Below are 16,260 nucleotides of genomic sequence, written 5' to 3' on the forward strand. Positions count from 1 at the left end.
CCGCAGTCAAAATAATTTTAGACGGACAACAAAAAAACAAAGCTAAACACCCAAAAAAGGTGTAAGAAACCTAAAATCCCTACAATGATTTTCAATTCAAACAAGTTTCATAAAATTCCTTTGCATTACCATATTATCTTTTGGTCAATCTACTTTGTATTTAATACTTTCAGATGGGGAAGTTATTTTAATGATTATTTGTACTCCTTAAAATCAAATTTACTAGGATTCCCCATTCACATGACGTTATGTTATTTGAACATTCTGGTACTTATGCCTAATCTAATCTATAAAAAAAGGTATTTTACTTATATAATAGTTTTATTAGCTGCCTTGTTTAGTATGGTCCTTGTAAAGTTTAATCTTACCTATTTTCTAATAAGTCATAATGTTTGGCCAGAAGGCCCTGAACATGTAGAAAAATTATCGCTAAACTATACCATTGATATGATGATAGGTGAACTTTATGTTATCACTTTTGTAACAGCTATCAAAATCACTTTAGACTTTATAAAAGAACACAAAAGAGTAACTGATCTTGAAAAATCGAATCTTGAAACGGAATTGCTTTTTTTAAAATCACAAATATCTCCGCACTTTTTCTTTAATACGTTGAATAATATTTATTCGTTATCGGTTGAAAAGTCAAATAAAACACCTAAAATAATTTTAAAATTATCCGAGTTAATGCGCTATATGCTTTATGAAACGCAGAGTAAAAAACAAACTTTAGAAAATGAAATTCTTTGCATTCAAAACTACTTGGATTTAGAACGCATTAGACATGATGAAAGACTGGAAGTCAATATGTATATTTCTGGCGATATTCAGGATAAAGAAATTTCACCTATGTTGCTACTAACATTTATTGAAAATTCTTTCAAGCATGGTGTCAATAAAAATGTAGGGAATGTTAAAATTGATATTAATTTTAAATTCAAAGAAAATTTTCTCTATTTTTCGGTTTCAAACCCAATGCCTACAATAACCAAGCATGTAGACAATTTTAACAAGTCAAGTGGTATAGGAATTGAAAATGTAAAAAAAAGACTTGAATTAGGGTACAACAAAAATGACTATAAACTATCTATTAAAAATAAAAAGAATATTTTTGTTGTTAAACTTAAAATTAAGGTATGCTAATATATACTACCTGTTTTTTTAAATGATATTCTTCAAATTATTTTGACTTCTAAATAACAGATAAAAATGAAAATTAAGTGTCTTATTATAGATGACGAGCCATTAGCGATTAATGTTATTAAAAATTATCTTGAACAAATTGAAGATTTAGAATTAGTAAACTCTTTCAGTAATTCTATTGAGGGGCTAAATTTCTTAAAAAGCAATAAGGTTGATGTAATTTTTCTAGACATCAATATGCCGGTTCTTGACGGCATCAATTTCATTAAAAGTTTAGAAAATCCACCCCTACTCATCATCACCAGTGCCTATGATGAATTTGCAATAGAAACCTATGAATTAGACGTCTTGGATTACTTAGTAAAACCTATTGAATTTCCCAGACTTATGAAGGCGCTAAATAAAGTCTACAAAAGACTAGATGTAGCAAACAAAACTCCTCAGGAAAACAGTAAAGAACATCCGTTTATTTTTGTCAAGATTGATAAAAAGAAAATGAAAAAGATTTTTCTGGATGAGATTTTGGTTATTGAAAGTCTAAAAGACTATTTAAAAATAAACACCACAACAAGTAAATACATCATACACAGCACCCTATCCGATTTCACCAACTTACTTCCGGAAAGAGATTTTATTAGAATACATCGTTCATACACTATAGCCATAGATAAGATTGATGCCGTTGAAGGAAACAGTATAGAAATTGAAGGTTTGCGATACGTGATAGGAAGGTCCTATATTGATGATGTAAAACAAAGAATATTAAATTCGGCTATTTAATTAAATATATAAATCTCCGTTTTTAATACCTAAACCATTACTTCTGCAATAGATTAATTTTTTTTTAATCCATGTGGTTAATTAGTTTTTAATAATTTCACCCAACTGTAATATAAAAACAAACCCCAAATTGTCTCAAATGAGTCAATTCCGGGGTTTTCTTTTGTACTATTTATTTCAAAATAGTGTTAATAAATTTCAATATCAAATTTCTATTTTTACTATCAAAATATCCTAAAGAAACCTTGAAAATCAAAATCAGTCATTTTTTATTTTTACTTAAATAAACTTAGTACTGAAAATTTCTAATCATTGAATGTAATTATAAATTTTGCTCCTTTGTTAACTTCGCTTTCAAGGAAAATTTGCCCGCCAAGGCTTGTTACATGGTTGTAGACTAAATAGAGTCCTATACCGTTACTGTCGATATGCTCATTAAATGTTTGATATAATCCAAAAACTTTATCTTTCACTTTGTCTAAATCAAATCCTATTCCGTTGTCAGTAATAATTAATTGGGTTTTATTATTTCGTTTCACTGAACGGATTGACATATAGGGAAATGTATCTGGTTTTGAGTATTTTATGGCATTGATAATCAAATTTAAAAAAATGCTTTTTAAGTATAATTTGTTAAAACTAATCTTGTCTGTTTTAGAAAAATCAATATTTATAGTGGCTCTTGAATTTAGTATTAATGAATTGATAGAAATCAAAACTTCATCTAAAGAGCTTCTTAAATCAATTTCTTCTAACTGAGAATCCTGTTGATTTTTAGTATTTAAAAGTCGAATGTATTGATTTAAATTTTCTTTTAAGATGTCTGTAGTGCTTTTTAGAATATTGATACATTCTAAGGTTTCCTCATTTTTGATACTTTGCAAATCATTCATAAGTTCAAAAACAGCAAGCATATTGTTGACAGGCGATCTTAAATCGTGTGCAGTTGAATAACTAAGCTGTCTAAATTCGTTATTAATTTCGGTAAGTTTTTTGATGTGTAATTTTCGCTCCAGTTCTAATTCTTTTTTATCGGTAATGTTTTTAGCAACTGCATAGATTAATTTTTCTTCTTCAACCGGAATTGAAGTCCATAAAAGCCAAACTATTCGGCCGCTTTTTGTTATGTATCTATTTTCAAAACTAAATAAAGGAACTCTGTTTTTGAGTTCCTTTCGAGCTAAATTTGTCTTTTCTTTGTCCGCATTGTAAATAAAATCATTTATGGGTTTTGCCAATAATTCTTCATTTGAATACTCTAGAAGTTTAGAGACCATAGGATTAATCCTTTTAAAATAACCATCAAATCCGGCAATACAAAACAAATCACCAGATAAGTCAAAAAACTTTTCAAAGTTGCTGAAAAATTCAAAGTCTTGAACGATGTCATTTTCTTTATTTTTTGTCATAGACATTTATTAAAATAATATACGTATAACCCCATAGGGTGAAATTAAATAAGTTGATTTTTAATAACGTTTGTAGATCTATCAAATATGAATTTATTGACATACTGAATCAAAGTCATTGCTGTTATTTCAGCTAAAATTCTTGTTTTAAAACACCAGCAAAAGATTTAGCATAATTTCTTCAAATTATAAACTAACAGGCTGCATAATTGTGAAAACTGAGTTTCTTCAATTCTTTTTCTGGATTTTCTAAAAATATACGGCTGTAATTTATAGTCTTTTTAATTGGATTTTTACTGTTTGAAAAAGTCTAACTGAATCTTCTCCTTTTTATTGAACTAACTACATTCAATTAAGTTAGAAATCAAACCCGAACTAATTAGTTTGAAAACTACCCCATCACTATCAATAGACATAAATTCAGTAGTCAAACTAAGTGCTATAACCTCTAAATCAGATACCTCACTACTTCTTCTAACTCTTAATTTAAATACTGAATCGAATTCAGGGAACTTATAACTTATAAAATCTTAAAACCCATTGGATGAAATTAGTCTTTGATGATAATTTTTCATCAATTCAAGTGATTTCGATAGAAAATAGTATGCAGAACAAGAAAAATTTCATTGAAAAACAGTTCTAGATACATTTTTTATACCATTTTACAACACAAAAACCGCTCAAAACTGACATTTTAATAATTTCACCCAAGGGATTAAACAACCAAAAATAAACTAATACACTACCACCAAACTTAATCTAAAAACAATAACGCTTAAACGCCTCAATAGCAGCATATTCAGCTAACCCTAAATCATTATATTTTTTTGCTGTTTCTCTATTTCTATCTTCAGCACGTACCCAAAACTCTCTACTGTCATCTCCTTGAAACATAACACCGTCTTTTTGAGATTGGTGATAAAAAATAGCATGACGTTTTTTAAGCACTTGATCTGGACTCATAGGTACTGCCATCTCAATTTGATAGGATTCCCATTCATGCCAGGCACCTCGATACAACCATACCCAACAATCATCCATATAACTATTGTGTTTCAATCGTTTTAAGGCTTCAAATAAACTATCTAAACAAACTTTATGAGTTCCGTGTGGATCAGCTAAATCTCCAGCAGCATAAATTTGATGTGGCTTGATATCTTCAATAAGATCACACATGATTTTTATATCAGCATCCGAAAGATTTCCTTTTTTTACCGTGCCTGTTTCGTAAAAAGGAAGATCTAAAAAATGTACATTAGCATCTGCCACACCTAAATATCGTGTCGCTCCCAAAGACTCACTTCTTCTGATCAGCCCTTTTAATTTTCTAACTTCAATAGAATCAATATCATTTTTACCTTTATTCTTCAAAAAATTAATAATACTATCTGATTCGCTTGATGAAGAATTTAAAACCGTAGAAACTTCAGCAAACTTCAAGGCTTCCTCATTAGAAACAGCAATATTTCCTGAAGTTTGGTAAGCAATATGTACCTCATGCCCTTGCTCAACCAATCTATCAAAAGTTCCTCCCATAGAAATTACATCATCATCAGGATGTGGGCTAAATATAATAACTCTCTTTTTTGAAGGATTAGAGCGTTCCGGTCTGTAGGTATCATGCGCATCGGGTTTTCCTCCTGGCCAACCCGTAATCGTATGTTGTAATTGATTAAACATTTTAATGTTTAAATTATAAGCCGTTCCTTCTTCTGCCAGTAAACCTGACATTCCATTATCATTATAATCTTTATCAGTTAACTTAAGAATTGGTTTTGTAGTCAATTCGCTCAACCATACTACCGCTTTTAATTTTAATTCGTCTGTCCAAATACATGATTTAACCAACCATGGTGTTTTTACTCTGGTTAATTCTGAGGAGGCTTCACTGTCTAAAACAAAAGTAGTATTGTCATGTTCTTGTAAATAAGTTGCAGGAACTTGAGAAGACATTTCACCTTCAATTGTACTTTTCAAAATATCTGCCTTGCTAATTCCCCAACCCAAAAGCACTATTCTTTTAGCATTGCGTACCGTACCAATACCCATTGTAATGGCTTTTCTAGGAACATTATCAATTCCTAAAAATGCTGGTGCAGCATCCACACGAGTAAGATGATCCAATGTAATACTTCTGGTTCCTGAGTTAATATGTGATCCCGGCTCGTTAAATCCAATGTGTCCCGTTCTACCAATTCCTAACAATTGAAAATCCAATCCTCCATAAGATTTAATCTTCATTTCATAATCAATGCAATATTGTTGTAGTTCTTCAGCACTTACAGTACCGTCAGGAATATTGATGTTTTCAGGAAGAATATTTACATGATTGAAAAGATATTCGTTCATGAAATGATGATAACTCTGAATATTATTTTTATCCATTGGATAATATTCATCTAAATTAAAAGTTATCACATTGGCAAAACTTAAACCTTCTTCTTTATGCAATCTAACCAATTCCTCATATACTTTTATAGGCGAAGATCCTGTTGCCAATCCCAAAATACAAGGTTCATTTAATTCTTCTTTTCGCTGAATTAAATTGGCTATTTCATGAGCCACTAATACTGAAGCTTCTTTTGATGATTCGAAAATAACATTATGAATTTTTTCGAAACGCGTTTCTTCAAACTTCCCAGCTTCTCTATAACTTATACCTTCTTTAATCATATACCAATTTTTAATTTACAACATAAAATTACTACTTAATATATTCCTTAAATTATAAATTCGACTAATGACAAGCCTACTTCGGCAAAAGACATTTTTTCATACTTTTTCAATAATTTCAAAAAAATCAGAAAAAATTATTCTACAATACTAATCTCTCCAATAGTTGCTATACTATATTTATCTACTACCGATTTAGCAACAAAACGTAAGTACTTTACTTTTGCCGGATCAAATATTTTAACTTGTTCTATTGGATTATTCTTAATGTTTGAAAACTCACCTTCTGATTGTTTTATCCAATTTTCACCATCTATGCTGCTATACAATTCATAGTTTGATATTAAATTTAGCTTATCGCCCATTTGTTGTGGTGTATAGCTAAATCCTCTAATTGTTATTACATTTCCTAAATCCACTATTACTTCTTGCGGATGTTGATTCACATCGGCTTCAAAACTCCAATTTGTATTAGGATTACCGTCTATAATTTTATTAGCTGTTTTAAAGTCCCCACTGGATACTGAAACAATATTCCATTTTTCTTTCGAAACTCCATATTTAGCAACTCTTATAGCACTACTTATTTTCTCCTCATCATTTATTGAAACAGCATGTATCACAATAGCTTTGTCACACTTAAATGAACCGGTATATTTAATACTCGCTGAAGTAGGTTTTGTACCGTCAAGAGTATAAAAAATACTATTTTCTGTTTCAGTCCCCATAGTTATCATTCCATCTCGATCTCTTTGTACGGTTGGCATTCGGACAAAAGTTGGCGCATTAAAAGCTTGGATATTAGAAATTACAATACTTGCTTTTGAGTCTGTAATATTGATTCTAAGAGCCAAAGCCGTAACTCTTTTTGTCCTCAATATTCTTTTGTAACCAATAGTTGTTTCACTTGCAATAGTTTCCCATTTTCCGTTAACTTTAGCTTCAACTGTAAAAGCTTTAACACGTTGTCCTAGTTTTATATATTCTTGAAGTAAAATTCGATTAAAAACCGTCGGTTTATTAAATATGAACAGTATCGAAGCCTTATTTACATTATCATCCGTTGCCCAATAGCTTTCTTTATTTCCATCAATTACATTTTTTGCAGCATATTTAATGTTATTCCCTCTGTAATTATTAGCCGTGGCCTTTGTTTTTACTAGTACATCTGTTTTAAAATCTGCTTTAATAACCGCCGAAAACTCTTTTAATCGCTCTATATCATTTTCATAAATCAAACCTCTTTTATCTGGTGGAATATTTAGTAAAAAAGTAGAATTACGACCAACCGATTGATAATAAAAATCAACCATTTCATCTAGTGTATGTACCTTATCATCCTCTGCGGTATGATAAAACCAGCCCGGTCTAATAGAAACATCAACTTCTCCTGGCACCCATTTCTCTCCATTTTCATGACCAGACATAAAATCAGTGTATGGTACTTTTCCTGCTAACTCATCTTTTTGACGTAAAAGACTCCAATTGGTTTTGTTGGCATAACCTTCCTCATTCCCTATCCATCTTGCTTCCGAAGGCCCAATTCCCCATACTAGTGTATTAGGCGAAATACTATAAATCATTTTATAGGTTTCGTCCCAATTGTAATATTCTAAAGTATTTATTTTTCTGGTTTCATTGGCTCCTCCATAATAACCATCTCCTCCATTAGCTCCATCAAACCACATTTCGAAAACATCACCATAATTAGTTAGTAATTCTTTTAGTTGATTTCTAAAATAAGTAATGTAAGCCGGTTTACCATACTCCAGATGATTCCTATCCCAAGGAGACAAATACAATCCTAACTTTAAATGGTATTCCCTACAGGCATCTGCTAATTCTTTTACCACATCTCCTTTTCCGTTTTTCCAAGGGGATTTTTTCACAGAGCGCTCAGTATAAGCAGATGGCCATAAACAAAAACCATCATGATGCTTTGCTACCAAAATAATTCCTTTCATACCTGCTTCTTTAACAACACGAGCCCATTGACGGGTATCTAAAGCAGTTGGATTAAATAATTGAGATGATTCGTTTCCATACCCCCATTCTTTATTAGTAAAAGTATTTAAAGAAAAATGAATAAAAGCATAGGATTCCATTTCCTGCCATTTGATTTGTTTTTGCGAAGGAATTGGGCCAAAAGGCTTAGGAGATTTTATCAGTTCTTGAGCCGTAATAGTTGATATTAAGCAAAAAAAACAGAGCGAAAAAAAAATATTTTTGATCAAAATCGTAATTTATATTTTATAAAATAAGTGTTTAAAATATAAATTTAAAGTAAAACTGTATTGTAGTAAACACTATTTCGACGAATAACAATTTTAAAAGAGTATTGGGAAAACATATCGTCAAATAAAGAAGATAAACATAATAAACGGGTTTTATAAAACAATAAACAGGTATCGTAAAATAGTTGAAAATGATATAGACAAATTTTGATAAAAATGTTAGCCTCATAACTTCCCATTAAAATCCATTATAAAGTTTTATGGAAAACGAAAAGTGTATACGGGAAGAAAACGTACAAAAAAATACTATCCAACAAACAATAGTGTAAAAAAAATCGTATTTTTGGTTATCAAAATAAATAACAAAAATTGTTCAATTATAAATCTAGCAATGAAGAAAAACTGTGTATTGACTACAATCGGAGCTTCAAGTTTACATCGCCAATGGATTAAAAAAAAATCCTCCTTTGATTTGCATTTAATCGTCTATGATGATTCCTATGAATTATTCAAAAATGACAGTCCTTATGTCACAGCATCCAAAGGTTATAAATTTAAATTGATATATAATTATTTATGTAATAATCCAGAGTTGATTGAACAATACGACTATTTTTACATGCCGGATGATGATATTTCAATAACAACTACTAATATACAAAAGTTGTTCAGATATATGAAAAAGTATCAATTGGCAGTTGCGCAACCCGCTATAGCTAATTCATTTTACTCTTACCAACATACTACAAAATATAAAGATTCGATCCTCCGTCATACTAATTTTGTCGAAATTATGCAGCCTTGCTTTTCTAGAGATGCATTAAAAAAAGTGTTATTTACTTTTGACGAAACAATAAGCGGTTGGGGTATAGATTTTCACTGGGGGATAATCTTAAACTACACTGAATACAATATGGCAATTATAGACGATATTGATTCCATACATACAAGACCAGTGCAATCTAATCATCATCAAGAATTATCTGAGTATATGAAAAAATATAATTTAAGTTTTGATATATATAGTTCTTAAAGATGAAAGAATACGATTTTTTAATTGTTGGATCTGGGCTATACGGTGCTGTATTTGCACGTGAAATGTCAAACCTAGGAAAAAAATGTCTCGTTATAGATAAAAGGAGCCATACTGGTGGTAATATTTATTGCGAAAATAAAGAAGGGATAAATGTCCATAAGTACGGCCCTCATATATTTCATACAAATGATAAAAAGATTTGGGATTATGTAAATTCTTATGTAGAGTTTAATAATTTTATTTATTCACCCTTGGCTAATTACAAAGGAAATCTATATAATTTACCTTTCAATATGAATACTTTTTATCAATTATGGAATATAAAAAGTCCTGTGGAAGTATTAGAAAAAATCAAGAATCAGGTTGAGACAGCAGGATTTATTCAACCATCAAATTTAGAAGAACAAGCCATCAATATGGTGGGCAAAGATATTTATGAAATATTAATAAAAGGATATACCGAAAAACAATGGGGCCGAAAAGCCATAGATCTCCCTTCTTTTATTATTAAACGATTACCTGTAAGACTTACTTTTGACAACAACTATTTTAATGATAAATACCAGGGTATACCTGTTGGCGGATACAACAAATTAATTGACGGCCTTTTAGCGGGTATCGAAGTACGCACCGGAATTGATTTTTTGGAGAATCGTGCTGAACTTTCTAGATTAGCAGATTGTATAGTTTATACAGGTAAATTGGATGAGTTTTATAATTATAGATTTGGACATTTACAATACAGAAGTTTACGATTTGAACATGAGTATATGAATCACCCAAACTACCAAGGTGTTTCAGTTATTAATTTTACCGAAAAAACAATTCCTTACACCCGTATCATAGAACACAAACACTTTGAATTTGGCAAACAACCCGGGACTGTTATAACCAAAGAATACCCTCAGGAATGGAAACCGGGCATGGAAGCTTACTATCCAATAAACGACGCTGCTAACTCCAAGAAACTTAAACAATACAATGAATTAGTAAAGAATGAACCTAATGTAATCTTCGGGGGAAGATTAGCAGAATACAAATACTATGACATGCATCAAGTTATTGCATCAGCACTCACAAAAACAAAGGCATTAAAAGAGACTTTTTAATGTTGTTGTTATTTTTTATTCTTTTACAGGATGATATAACATATTAGGTATTTCTCCAATCTTTTGATGAATAGGTCTCCACCTAAAAGTGGATTCTATATTTGCTATTTCACTATTTTGGGTATAATTTCCAAAATAAAATTTATTTTCATTCCCCTGAGAAACAAATTCTCCTCTACCTCCAAAATCCATTAGATCAAATCCCGCTGCACTCAAGAGTGATGGAAATAATACCTCATGATGTCCTTGCCATCCATCTAATAATTCTTGATCAATAAAACTCAGTGCTTCTTTCGATATTCGATATATTGGATTAAAAGATCGTACTAAATATTCTGATTTTAGAGTCTGATCATTGTATGCTAATGTCCCCCACCATGGCCATTGTGGATCATCGGCATATCTTTGTATATGAGAGCTTATAAAAGATTTATCTGAGTTTTCAAAATGGTTAAAAAAATGAGCCCAATTTCCCGTATAACGAACATCATCTTCTATACACCAGTAATAATCATAATGAGGATGCTCTTTATAGAATTTTAATAATGGAAAATGATTATTTCCTGGTATTAATTTCTCCCCTAAAGGTTTGTATTCAAGGCCAATTAAAATTTCATCCGAAAAATAAAAAACGTTTTTATCACTTATCTCCTTTTGATAGTTAGCCCCTTTTTGATGGTATAAAAGGCGTGTTATATTTTTCTCAGAATTAGTTGCTGTCACAATTTCATTAAAAGTACTTATTACAGAATTAGACAATTGACAGGATAGAAATAAAAACGCTTGTTTCATTAAGAATATGTTATTATAATATACAAAAATATAAGAATCTATGGCACAAAGCGTTTTCAAAATATTTTTTTAAACTCCAATAACCATTTCTTATCATAACGTTGAGTCAAAACGGTAGAAGAAAAAACTTTATCAAACCATTGATGCAATGCCTTTGTAGATAAACTAAATACCTCTACCTTAATTTATTATGTGATTTTTTTTTGATATGATTCAAAGTTAAATTGTATTAAAGTTCTCCCTGCCTAATATTTTTTCATCTATATAACAAATTAGTTCGCTTGATGTTATAGGGTCTATTTTCCTTGTAAATAGACTTTTACTCTTATTCACGATGTTTTTGCTTTCAGTAGTTAAGACCCTTGGATTCAAGTATGGTTTATTCCATTTGATTAAGTGCAGATTATGATTGATTATATTATCTGTTATCTTTGGGTTATCACAATTCAATAGCAGAGTTTGAAAAAAACTTTCATCAGGAATCCTTACATAATTCTTGAAGTATGTTAAAAAGTCTGGATTTAATTTCAAGAAATCAAAAATAATCTTTATTGCATACATAGGAAGAGAAAGCCATTGTGATCCTCCATAAATATTCATCACTTGATTTATTTCCTCAAATGCTGGGAATCTTGGCAATCCGTTACGGTGCCATTTTTTATAAGGGATCTTAAAATGTTCTATAAATATTGTATTAATGTGACTTTTAAGATAGGCTTTTATATATACATTTGATTTAATTGGGTAGTCTTGTCCACTAAGTAAAATTATTCTTTGTGTAGTCTTATGATTGTGTTCAATAAATTTCAGTCCGTTCAAGGTGGCTTGTACTAACCCGAAACTACCCCAAGAAGATACACAACGATTAGATATAAAATGTACATTCTGGTACGTTTTTTCGTTATAAACTTTAAATTGATTTATTGAAACCTGTTTATCAACGTGGATAACAAAAGCTACCTGTTTGTCATTTAATACCTCTATCAATCTGAAAAGTTGAGCAGGGTCTTTGTGTACCAAGATTAAATAAACTATATTCATCGTGTTAAATTTTCAATATTTCATGTACGCATCATAATGATGCACTTTGTAATAATTTTGGTTGTATTAACACAGTATGTTAATTTCTATTGTTTTTATTTTATTTCTTGATACATTTGAGCTATTGTGTCAATTTTGCTTAATCTCTTTTGGGCTATGTCAAACATATCTATATTATTAACTTCATCATTTTTGAGAGAAGAGGATATCGAATCTTCAATTTTCTTTCGAACAGAAATGTACGGATACATAACCATTTTGTGACTGGTCATTTCAGATAGTTTTAAATCGACAGTATCTTTTTCAGTGAAAGGTTCTCTTAATATTAGTTCAAATATTGGACGAAACAAAATAATAAAAGGGGTTTGTTGAAATGTATCTATCCAAAAACGATTTTTTGTTACGGGAATAGCTTGGCCGAAAACACCTATGCCTCCAAACAAAATATTTACACCTTGTTCTGCAGCACCAATAATTGAGTTTAAGAGAATTTGTTTCGAATAAAACGGTGTGAATTCATGAGTGTTTTTACAAATAATAATAACATTCTCATCAGCTTCCATTGCCAACTGAACAATCTTGGTGATATTTCGCCATAGATGTATGGCTTCTTGCTCATCCTCAAAACACTCTAAATAATTGACAGTAAACTCGTTTCTATTATCGAATTGTTTTTTTATATGAGATAAACTGTCTGGGTGTTTAAATAAGTTTATTACATATGTAGATATAGTGAAATCTATGTTTGCTTCGGGTTTATTCATTTTTTTTAACTAAATAATCCATAAAAAGTGGCCACTTTATCTAAGTGCATAAGTTTTTCGTTCCTTAGTCGATACAATTCGGTAATCCTTCCTTCCTCATTATTCTTTTGAGTAACGTCTGAGTATCCAAATTCTTTCTGAACAGATATAAATGGATACATAACAAAAATAGCATCGGTGAGCGAAGATATCTTCATATCAGCGATGTCAGTTTTGTAAAAATCTATATTTAAAATTTTTTGATAGAATTTTTGGAATATAATCATAAATTGAGTTCCATTGAAACGGTCAACCCAAAATAAGTTTTTATCTACCTGTAATACTTGATCAAACCAGCTTACGCTACCGAGTAAGACATCAGCATCTCGATGTAAGGATTCGTCAATAGCACTATATAGCATCGAAGCACTATAACTTGTAGTAAACTGGTGGTCATCTTCACAGATAAGTACATATTCAAGACATTCTTCATTAGCTAGATTCACAATACTGTGAATAGTCTGCCAAAGTCCATATGATCCCACCTCGTCCTCTATAGCTGGAATAATAGTCAATATAAATTCTTTCCTGTTTTCAAATTCAGAAAGAATATTGATTTTGCGATCCGTTCGTTTTTCGAGATTGATAGCATAAGAGGGTACTTTGTTTAATTTTTTCATAATATCAGGTAAATGTTCCTGTTTTAATGTTATATAATTTGATTACGATCAACTGATTATTTATAGTTGTTCCCTGTTCACTTTATTCTTTATTTATTGTAATAGTTTTTTCTTCATATATGAAATCGCCATTTTCCGCGATGCCTTCTATTTTTATTTTGTAGGTTCCGGCTTGATCACTGGTATAAAAATCAATACTCGTTTCTTTATTTTTGACTGCTGTTATAAAAGGCTTCCAAAAAATAGTGGACATATAATATTTTTCAAAGGTCTCTTTTAGTTTGTTCTCATCCATGCCATAAAATTCCCTCGCAGTATAAACACCTAGTTTATCTCCTTCCCAAAGACATCCTTGATAAATTCTATTTATTACATCATATCCAGCTCCAAAAGATCTCATAAACAAGTACGTCTCTCCTTTAATGGGAGGAGGATTGTTGTCATAAGAATACGCAGAGTGAACAGGACAGTTCAAATAACCACTTGAACAAACATAATCTCCGCATTTATTAGCTCCGTATGAGTACGGTTTATTTTTCCTTGTTCCTTTTACAACTACTTCTTTAAGCTGTATTTGAGATTTGTCATTACCTATATCTAGTAAGTTTTTTTTACTACTTTGTGAGCTCGTGTTTTGTAATTGTGTATCATGGGTTGTCATTTTGATAGACTGCATCAGCTTTTGCATAGGGTCATCTATACTCATAGTAGTGTAGTCAATACTACGATTTCCTTCCATTACTTTTGCTTCTAGATATCCATTCTCCACAATAACGATACTCTTTGGGTCTGGTAAAAAAATTCCCGTTTTATCCGTTGGTATAAAATTCCACAGACTATCCTGCCTAATCAGTAATGTGAAAGTTTTTTTTATTTTACTTTTGTCTTTGTATTCTATTTGTCCTTTTAATTTCAATCGTTCTAGTTTAGAAATAGAAGCTGCAGAATTAGGAAGAGTAAGCTGCTGCCAAAGAGAGCGTTGCCCGCCCTTGAGAAACAGCATGTTTTCTAAGTATTTCTGGTTATGATATAGCTCAGTAATGTTGCTATTCTCGTTGGTATCTTGGCTCATCAATGGAATTGTATAGAAATGAGAGACAATGTCGTTTTTTCGAATCGTATCTAACCTACTATTCTGCACGCAAGACACGGTAAATATTCCTCCTAGAGGCTGACCACCAGCATCTGTTATTCTTAGTTTTGCTGATACTTTTTCTCTAACATTATAAGAATCTTTTTCTATAGTTATTACTGCCTCATTGTTGTTCTTGTAGTGTGCAAAGAATTGGCGTTCTGCCAAGGGCTGACCGTCATCATCCAAAAGCGTTAACGTATTCATGCCTTTACTTACATCATTAAGTAATAGATTCATGCGTTTTTCCCCTTTCACCGCAATGGGTGGAGCTATCTTTGTTTCTTTAGTGTAGGCGTTAGTGATAGCAAGCCTAATTTGTTTGTCCTGCTGTGTACCAACACGAATGGATAAGATATCTCCCACTACAGCTGTGGGTATTTCCAGCACAATACCTGTTGGTGATGGCTTTGGTAATGGGTATACATTTGGTGCTACTAATGCTTTATTATCCATAACCTTCAACGTATATTCACTTCCGTTTTTTGGTAAGATATTAAACCAGCCCAAGCCATGTTCATCAGTTTCTATCGTATCTATTGCCTTTTCGTTTTCTAACAGTAGTGCTTTTAGCTGTACAGCTCCCCCATTAGTTAGTCGTGACTCCCAGGCAACTTTACTCTGCAATCCCGTTACCAAATCTCCTCCCTCTGGATAAAAACGAATGTCAAATTTGGGTTGTCTTATAATTGGTAGTTTGACGTTAAAATTTAGATTACTCTTACCAATGGTTGTGGTAGTATAAAGTATATGATTAGAGGTTTCTACTTCTGAAATGGGTAATGCAATCGTTACTTGTTCAGTCATACCAATTTTTATCTTTTTAGAACCACTATTTTTCAAGTTATAGCTTATGTAACTTTTGCTTCTGTCAGATACTGATGTATTAGGAGGGAAATACACTTTAGTATCTATAAAAATAGAATCCATAACGGTTTTATCTCGAATTTTAAAATCAACCAATATAGAGGGTGACGTTCCGGTTTTAATGGTTATTTCTTTACGGAAAACGTGAATGGGTTTTCCTTGTTTATTGATTACATTGGTACAAGCCGTCAGCAGATAGTTACCGGGAGTTAAAGTATTGGGCAAAGTTAGGCTACCAGGGCAAAAACCGTTATTTATCAAATAGTTTTTCTGTAGGGATACAGCTGTGGTATCGTTCCTTTGCAGGGCTACTGACAATAAGTTGGGGCTTAACGTATCTGCCTTTTGAGACATTTCTATTAAGTAACCTGCAAACCAAATCGTTTCTGTAGGTAGATAAATACTTTTGTCTGTAGCAATGTAAAGTACATCTCCAGGATTTGCTGCAGTATAACGTGCAATTTTTGTCCGTAGGGAATCTTCATGAATAATCTGACCATACATCCCCACACATGTGATGCTCAGTAGATAGATTAATAAGAAAGGAATGTTAAAGAAATATTTCATGAAAGTTTACCACTATAATTGTAAGACACTAAATATGAATATATTTAGTGTCTT

Annotated in this window: 12 protein-coding genes and 1 pseudogene; 4 read left to right on the top strand and 9 right to left on the bottom strand. The window is 31.3% G+C overall.

Features of this window, described 5'->3' with window-relative positions; genetic code table 11:
* The first annotated feature begins 84 nt into the window (after positions 1-84).
* On the top strand, positions 85-1,143 hold the full coding sequence (locus EOD40_RS11045; RefSeq protein WP_128195495.1) for a sensor histidine kinase: 1,059 nt from the start codon (positions 85-87) through the stop codon (positions 1,141-1,143).
* Between the two features lie 66 nt (positions 1,144-1,209).
* Entirely contained in the window at positions 1,210-1,923 is a 714-nt protein-coding gene (locus EOD40_RS11050; RefSeq protein ID WP_128195497.1) for a LytR/AlgR family response regulator transcription factor, read from the top strand.
* A gap of 305 nt (positions 1,924-2,228) precedes the next feature.
* Here EOD40_RS11050 and EOD40_RS11055 read toward each other — a convergent pair whose 3' ends face one another.
* From EOD40_RS11055 to EOD40_RS11070, 4 genes and pseudogenes are all read right to left on the bottom strand, one after another.
* Positions 2,229-3,332, bottom strand: coding sequence for a PAS domain-containing sensor histidine kinase (locus EOD40_RS11055; protein ID WP_128195499.1), 1,104 nt, complete (start codon positions 3,330-3,332; stop codon positions 2,229-2,231).
* 44 nt (positions 3,333-3,376) lie between these two features.
* Positions 3,377-3,613, bottom strand: a pseudogene (locus EOD40_RS18335) (IS982 family transposase); the annotation flags it as partial.
* Positions 3,614-4,091: 478 nt separating this feature from the next.
* Positions 4,092-6,005, bottom strand: a complete 1,914-nt coding sequence (gene nagB, locus EOD40_RS11065) for a glucosamine-6-phosphate deaminase (RefSeq protein WP_196781434.1) — start codon at positions 6,003-6,005, stop codon at positions 4,092-4,094.
* Positions 6,006-6,142: 137 nt separating this feature from the next.
* Positions 6,143-8,110, bottom strand: coding sequence for an alpha-L-fucosidase (locus EOD40_RS11070; RefSeq protein WP_231129614.1), 1,968 nt, complete (start codon positions 8,108-8,110; stop codon positions 6,143-6,145).
* A gap of 520 nt (positions 8,111-8,630) precedes the next feature.
* Between EOD40_RS11070 and EOD40_RS11075 the strand changes: the two genes are divergently transcribed.
* Both EOD40_RS11075 and glf read left to right on the top strand, forming a co-directional pair.
* The gene (locus EOD40_RS11075; protein WP_128195503.1) at positions 8,631-9,272 is read left to right on the top strand and encodes a DUF707 domain-containing protein; all 642 of its coding nucleotides are present in this window, start codon (positions 8,631-8,633) and stop codon (positions 9,270-9,272) included.
* A gap of 2 nt (positions 9,273-9,274) precedes the next feature.
* A complete protein-coding gene (gene glf / locus EOD40_RS11080) occupies positions 9,275-10,384 on the top strand; it encodes a UDP-galactopyranose mutase (RefSeq protein ID WP_128195505.1) in 1,110 nt (369 codons plus the stop codon).
* Positions 10,385-10,399: 15 nt separating this feature from the next.
* Here the strand turns inward: glf and EOD40_RS11085 are convergent, their stop codons facing one another.
* The 5 genes from EOD40_RS11085 to EOD40_RS11105 all read right to left on the bottom strand — a co-directional run bounded on the left by EOD40_RS11085 (position 10,400) and on the right by EOD40_RS11105 (position 16,206).
* Positions 10,400-11,176 carry a DUF3405 domain-containing protein gene (locus EOD40_RS11085; RefSeq protein ID WP_128195507.1) on the bottom strand — a complete coding sequence of 259 codons (777 nt, stop codon included), beginning with the start codon at positions 11,174-11,176 and terminating at the stop codon, positions 10,400-10,402.
* A gap of 219 nt (positions 11,177-11,395) precedes the next feature.
* Entirely contained in the window at positions 11,396-12,217 is an 822-nt protein-coding gene (locus EOD40_RS11090) for a beta-1,6-N-acetylglucosaminyltransferase (RefSeq protein WP_128195509.1), read from the bottom strand.
* Positions 12,218-12,312: 95 nt separating this feature from the next.
* Entirely contained in the window at positions 12,313-12,981 is a 669-nt protein-coding gene (locus EOD40_RS11095) for a hypothetical protein (RefSeq protein WP_128195511.1), read from the bottom strand.
* A gap of 5 nt (positions 12,982-12,986) precedes the next feature.
* Positions 12,987-13,640: a glycosyl transferase gene (locus tag EOD40_RS11100; RefSeq protein ID WP_128195513.1), complete on the bottom strand. Its 654-nt coding sequence runs from the start codon at positions 13,638-13,640 to the stop codon at positions 12,987-12,989.
* An 82-nt stretch (positions 13,641-13,722) separates the two neighbouring features.
* Positions 13,723-16,206, bottom strand: coding sequence for a hypothetical protein (locus EOD40_RS11105; protein WP_128195515.1), 2,484 nt, complete (start codon positions 16,204-16,206; stop codon positions 13,723-13,725).
* Positions 16,207-16,260 lie beyond the last annotated feature (54 nt).

Source organism: Flavobacterium sufflavum, assembly GCF_004016525.1.
Lineage (GTDB): Bacteria > Bacteroidota > Bacteroidia > Flavobacteriales > Flavobacteriaceae > Flavobacterium > Flavobacterium sufflavum.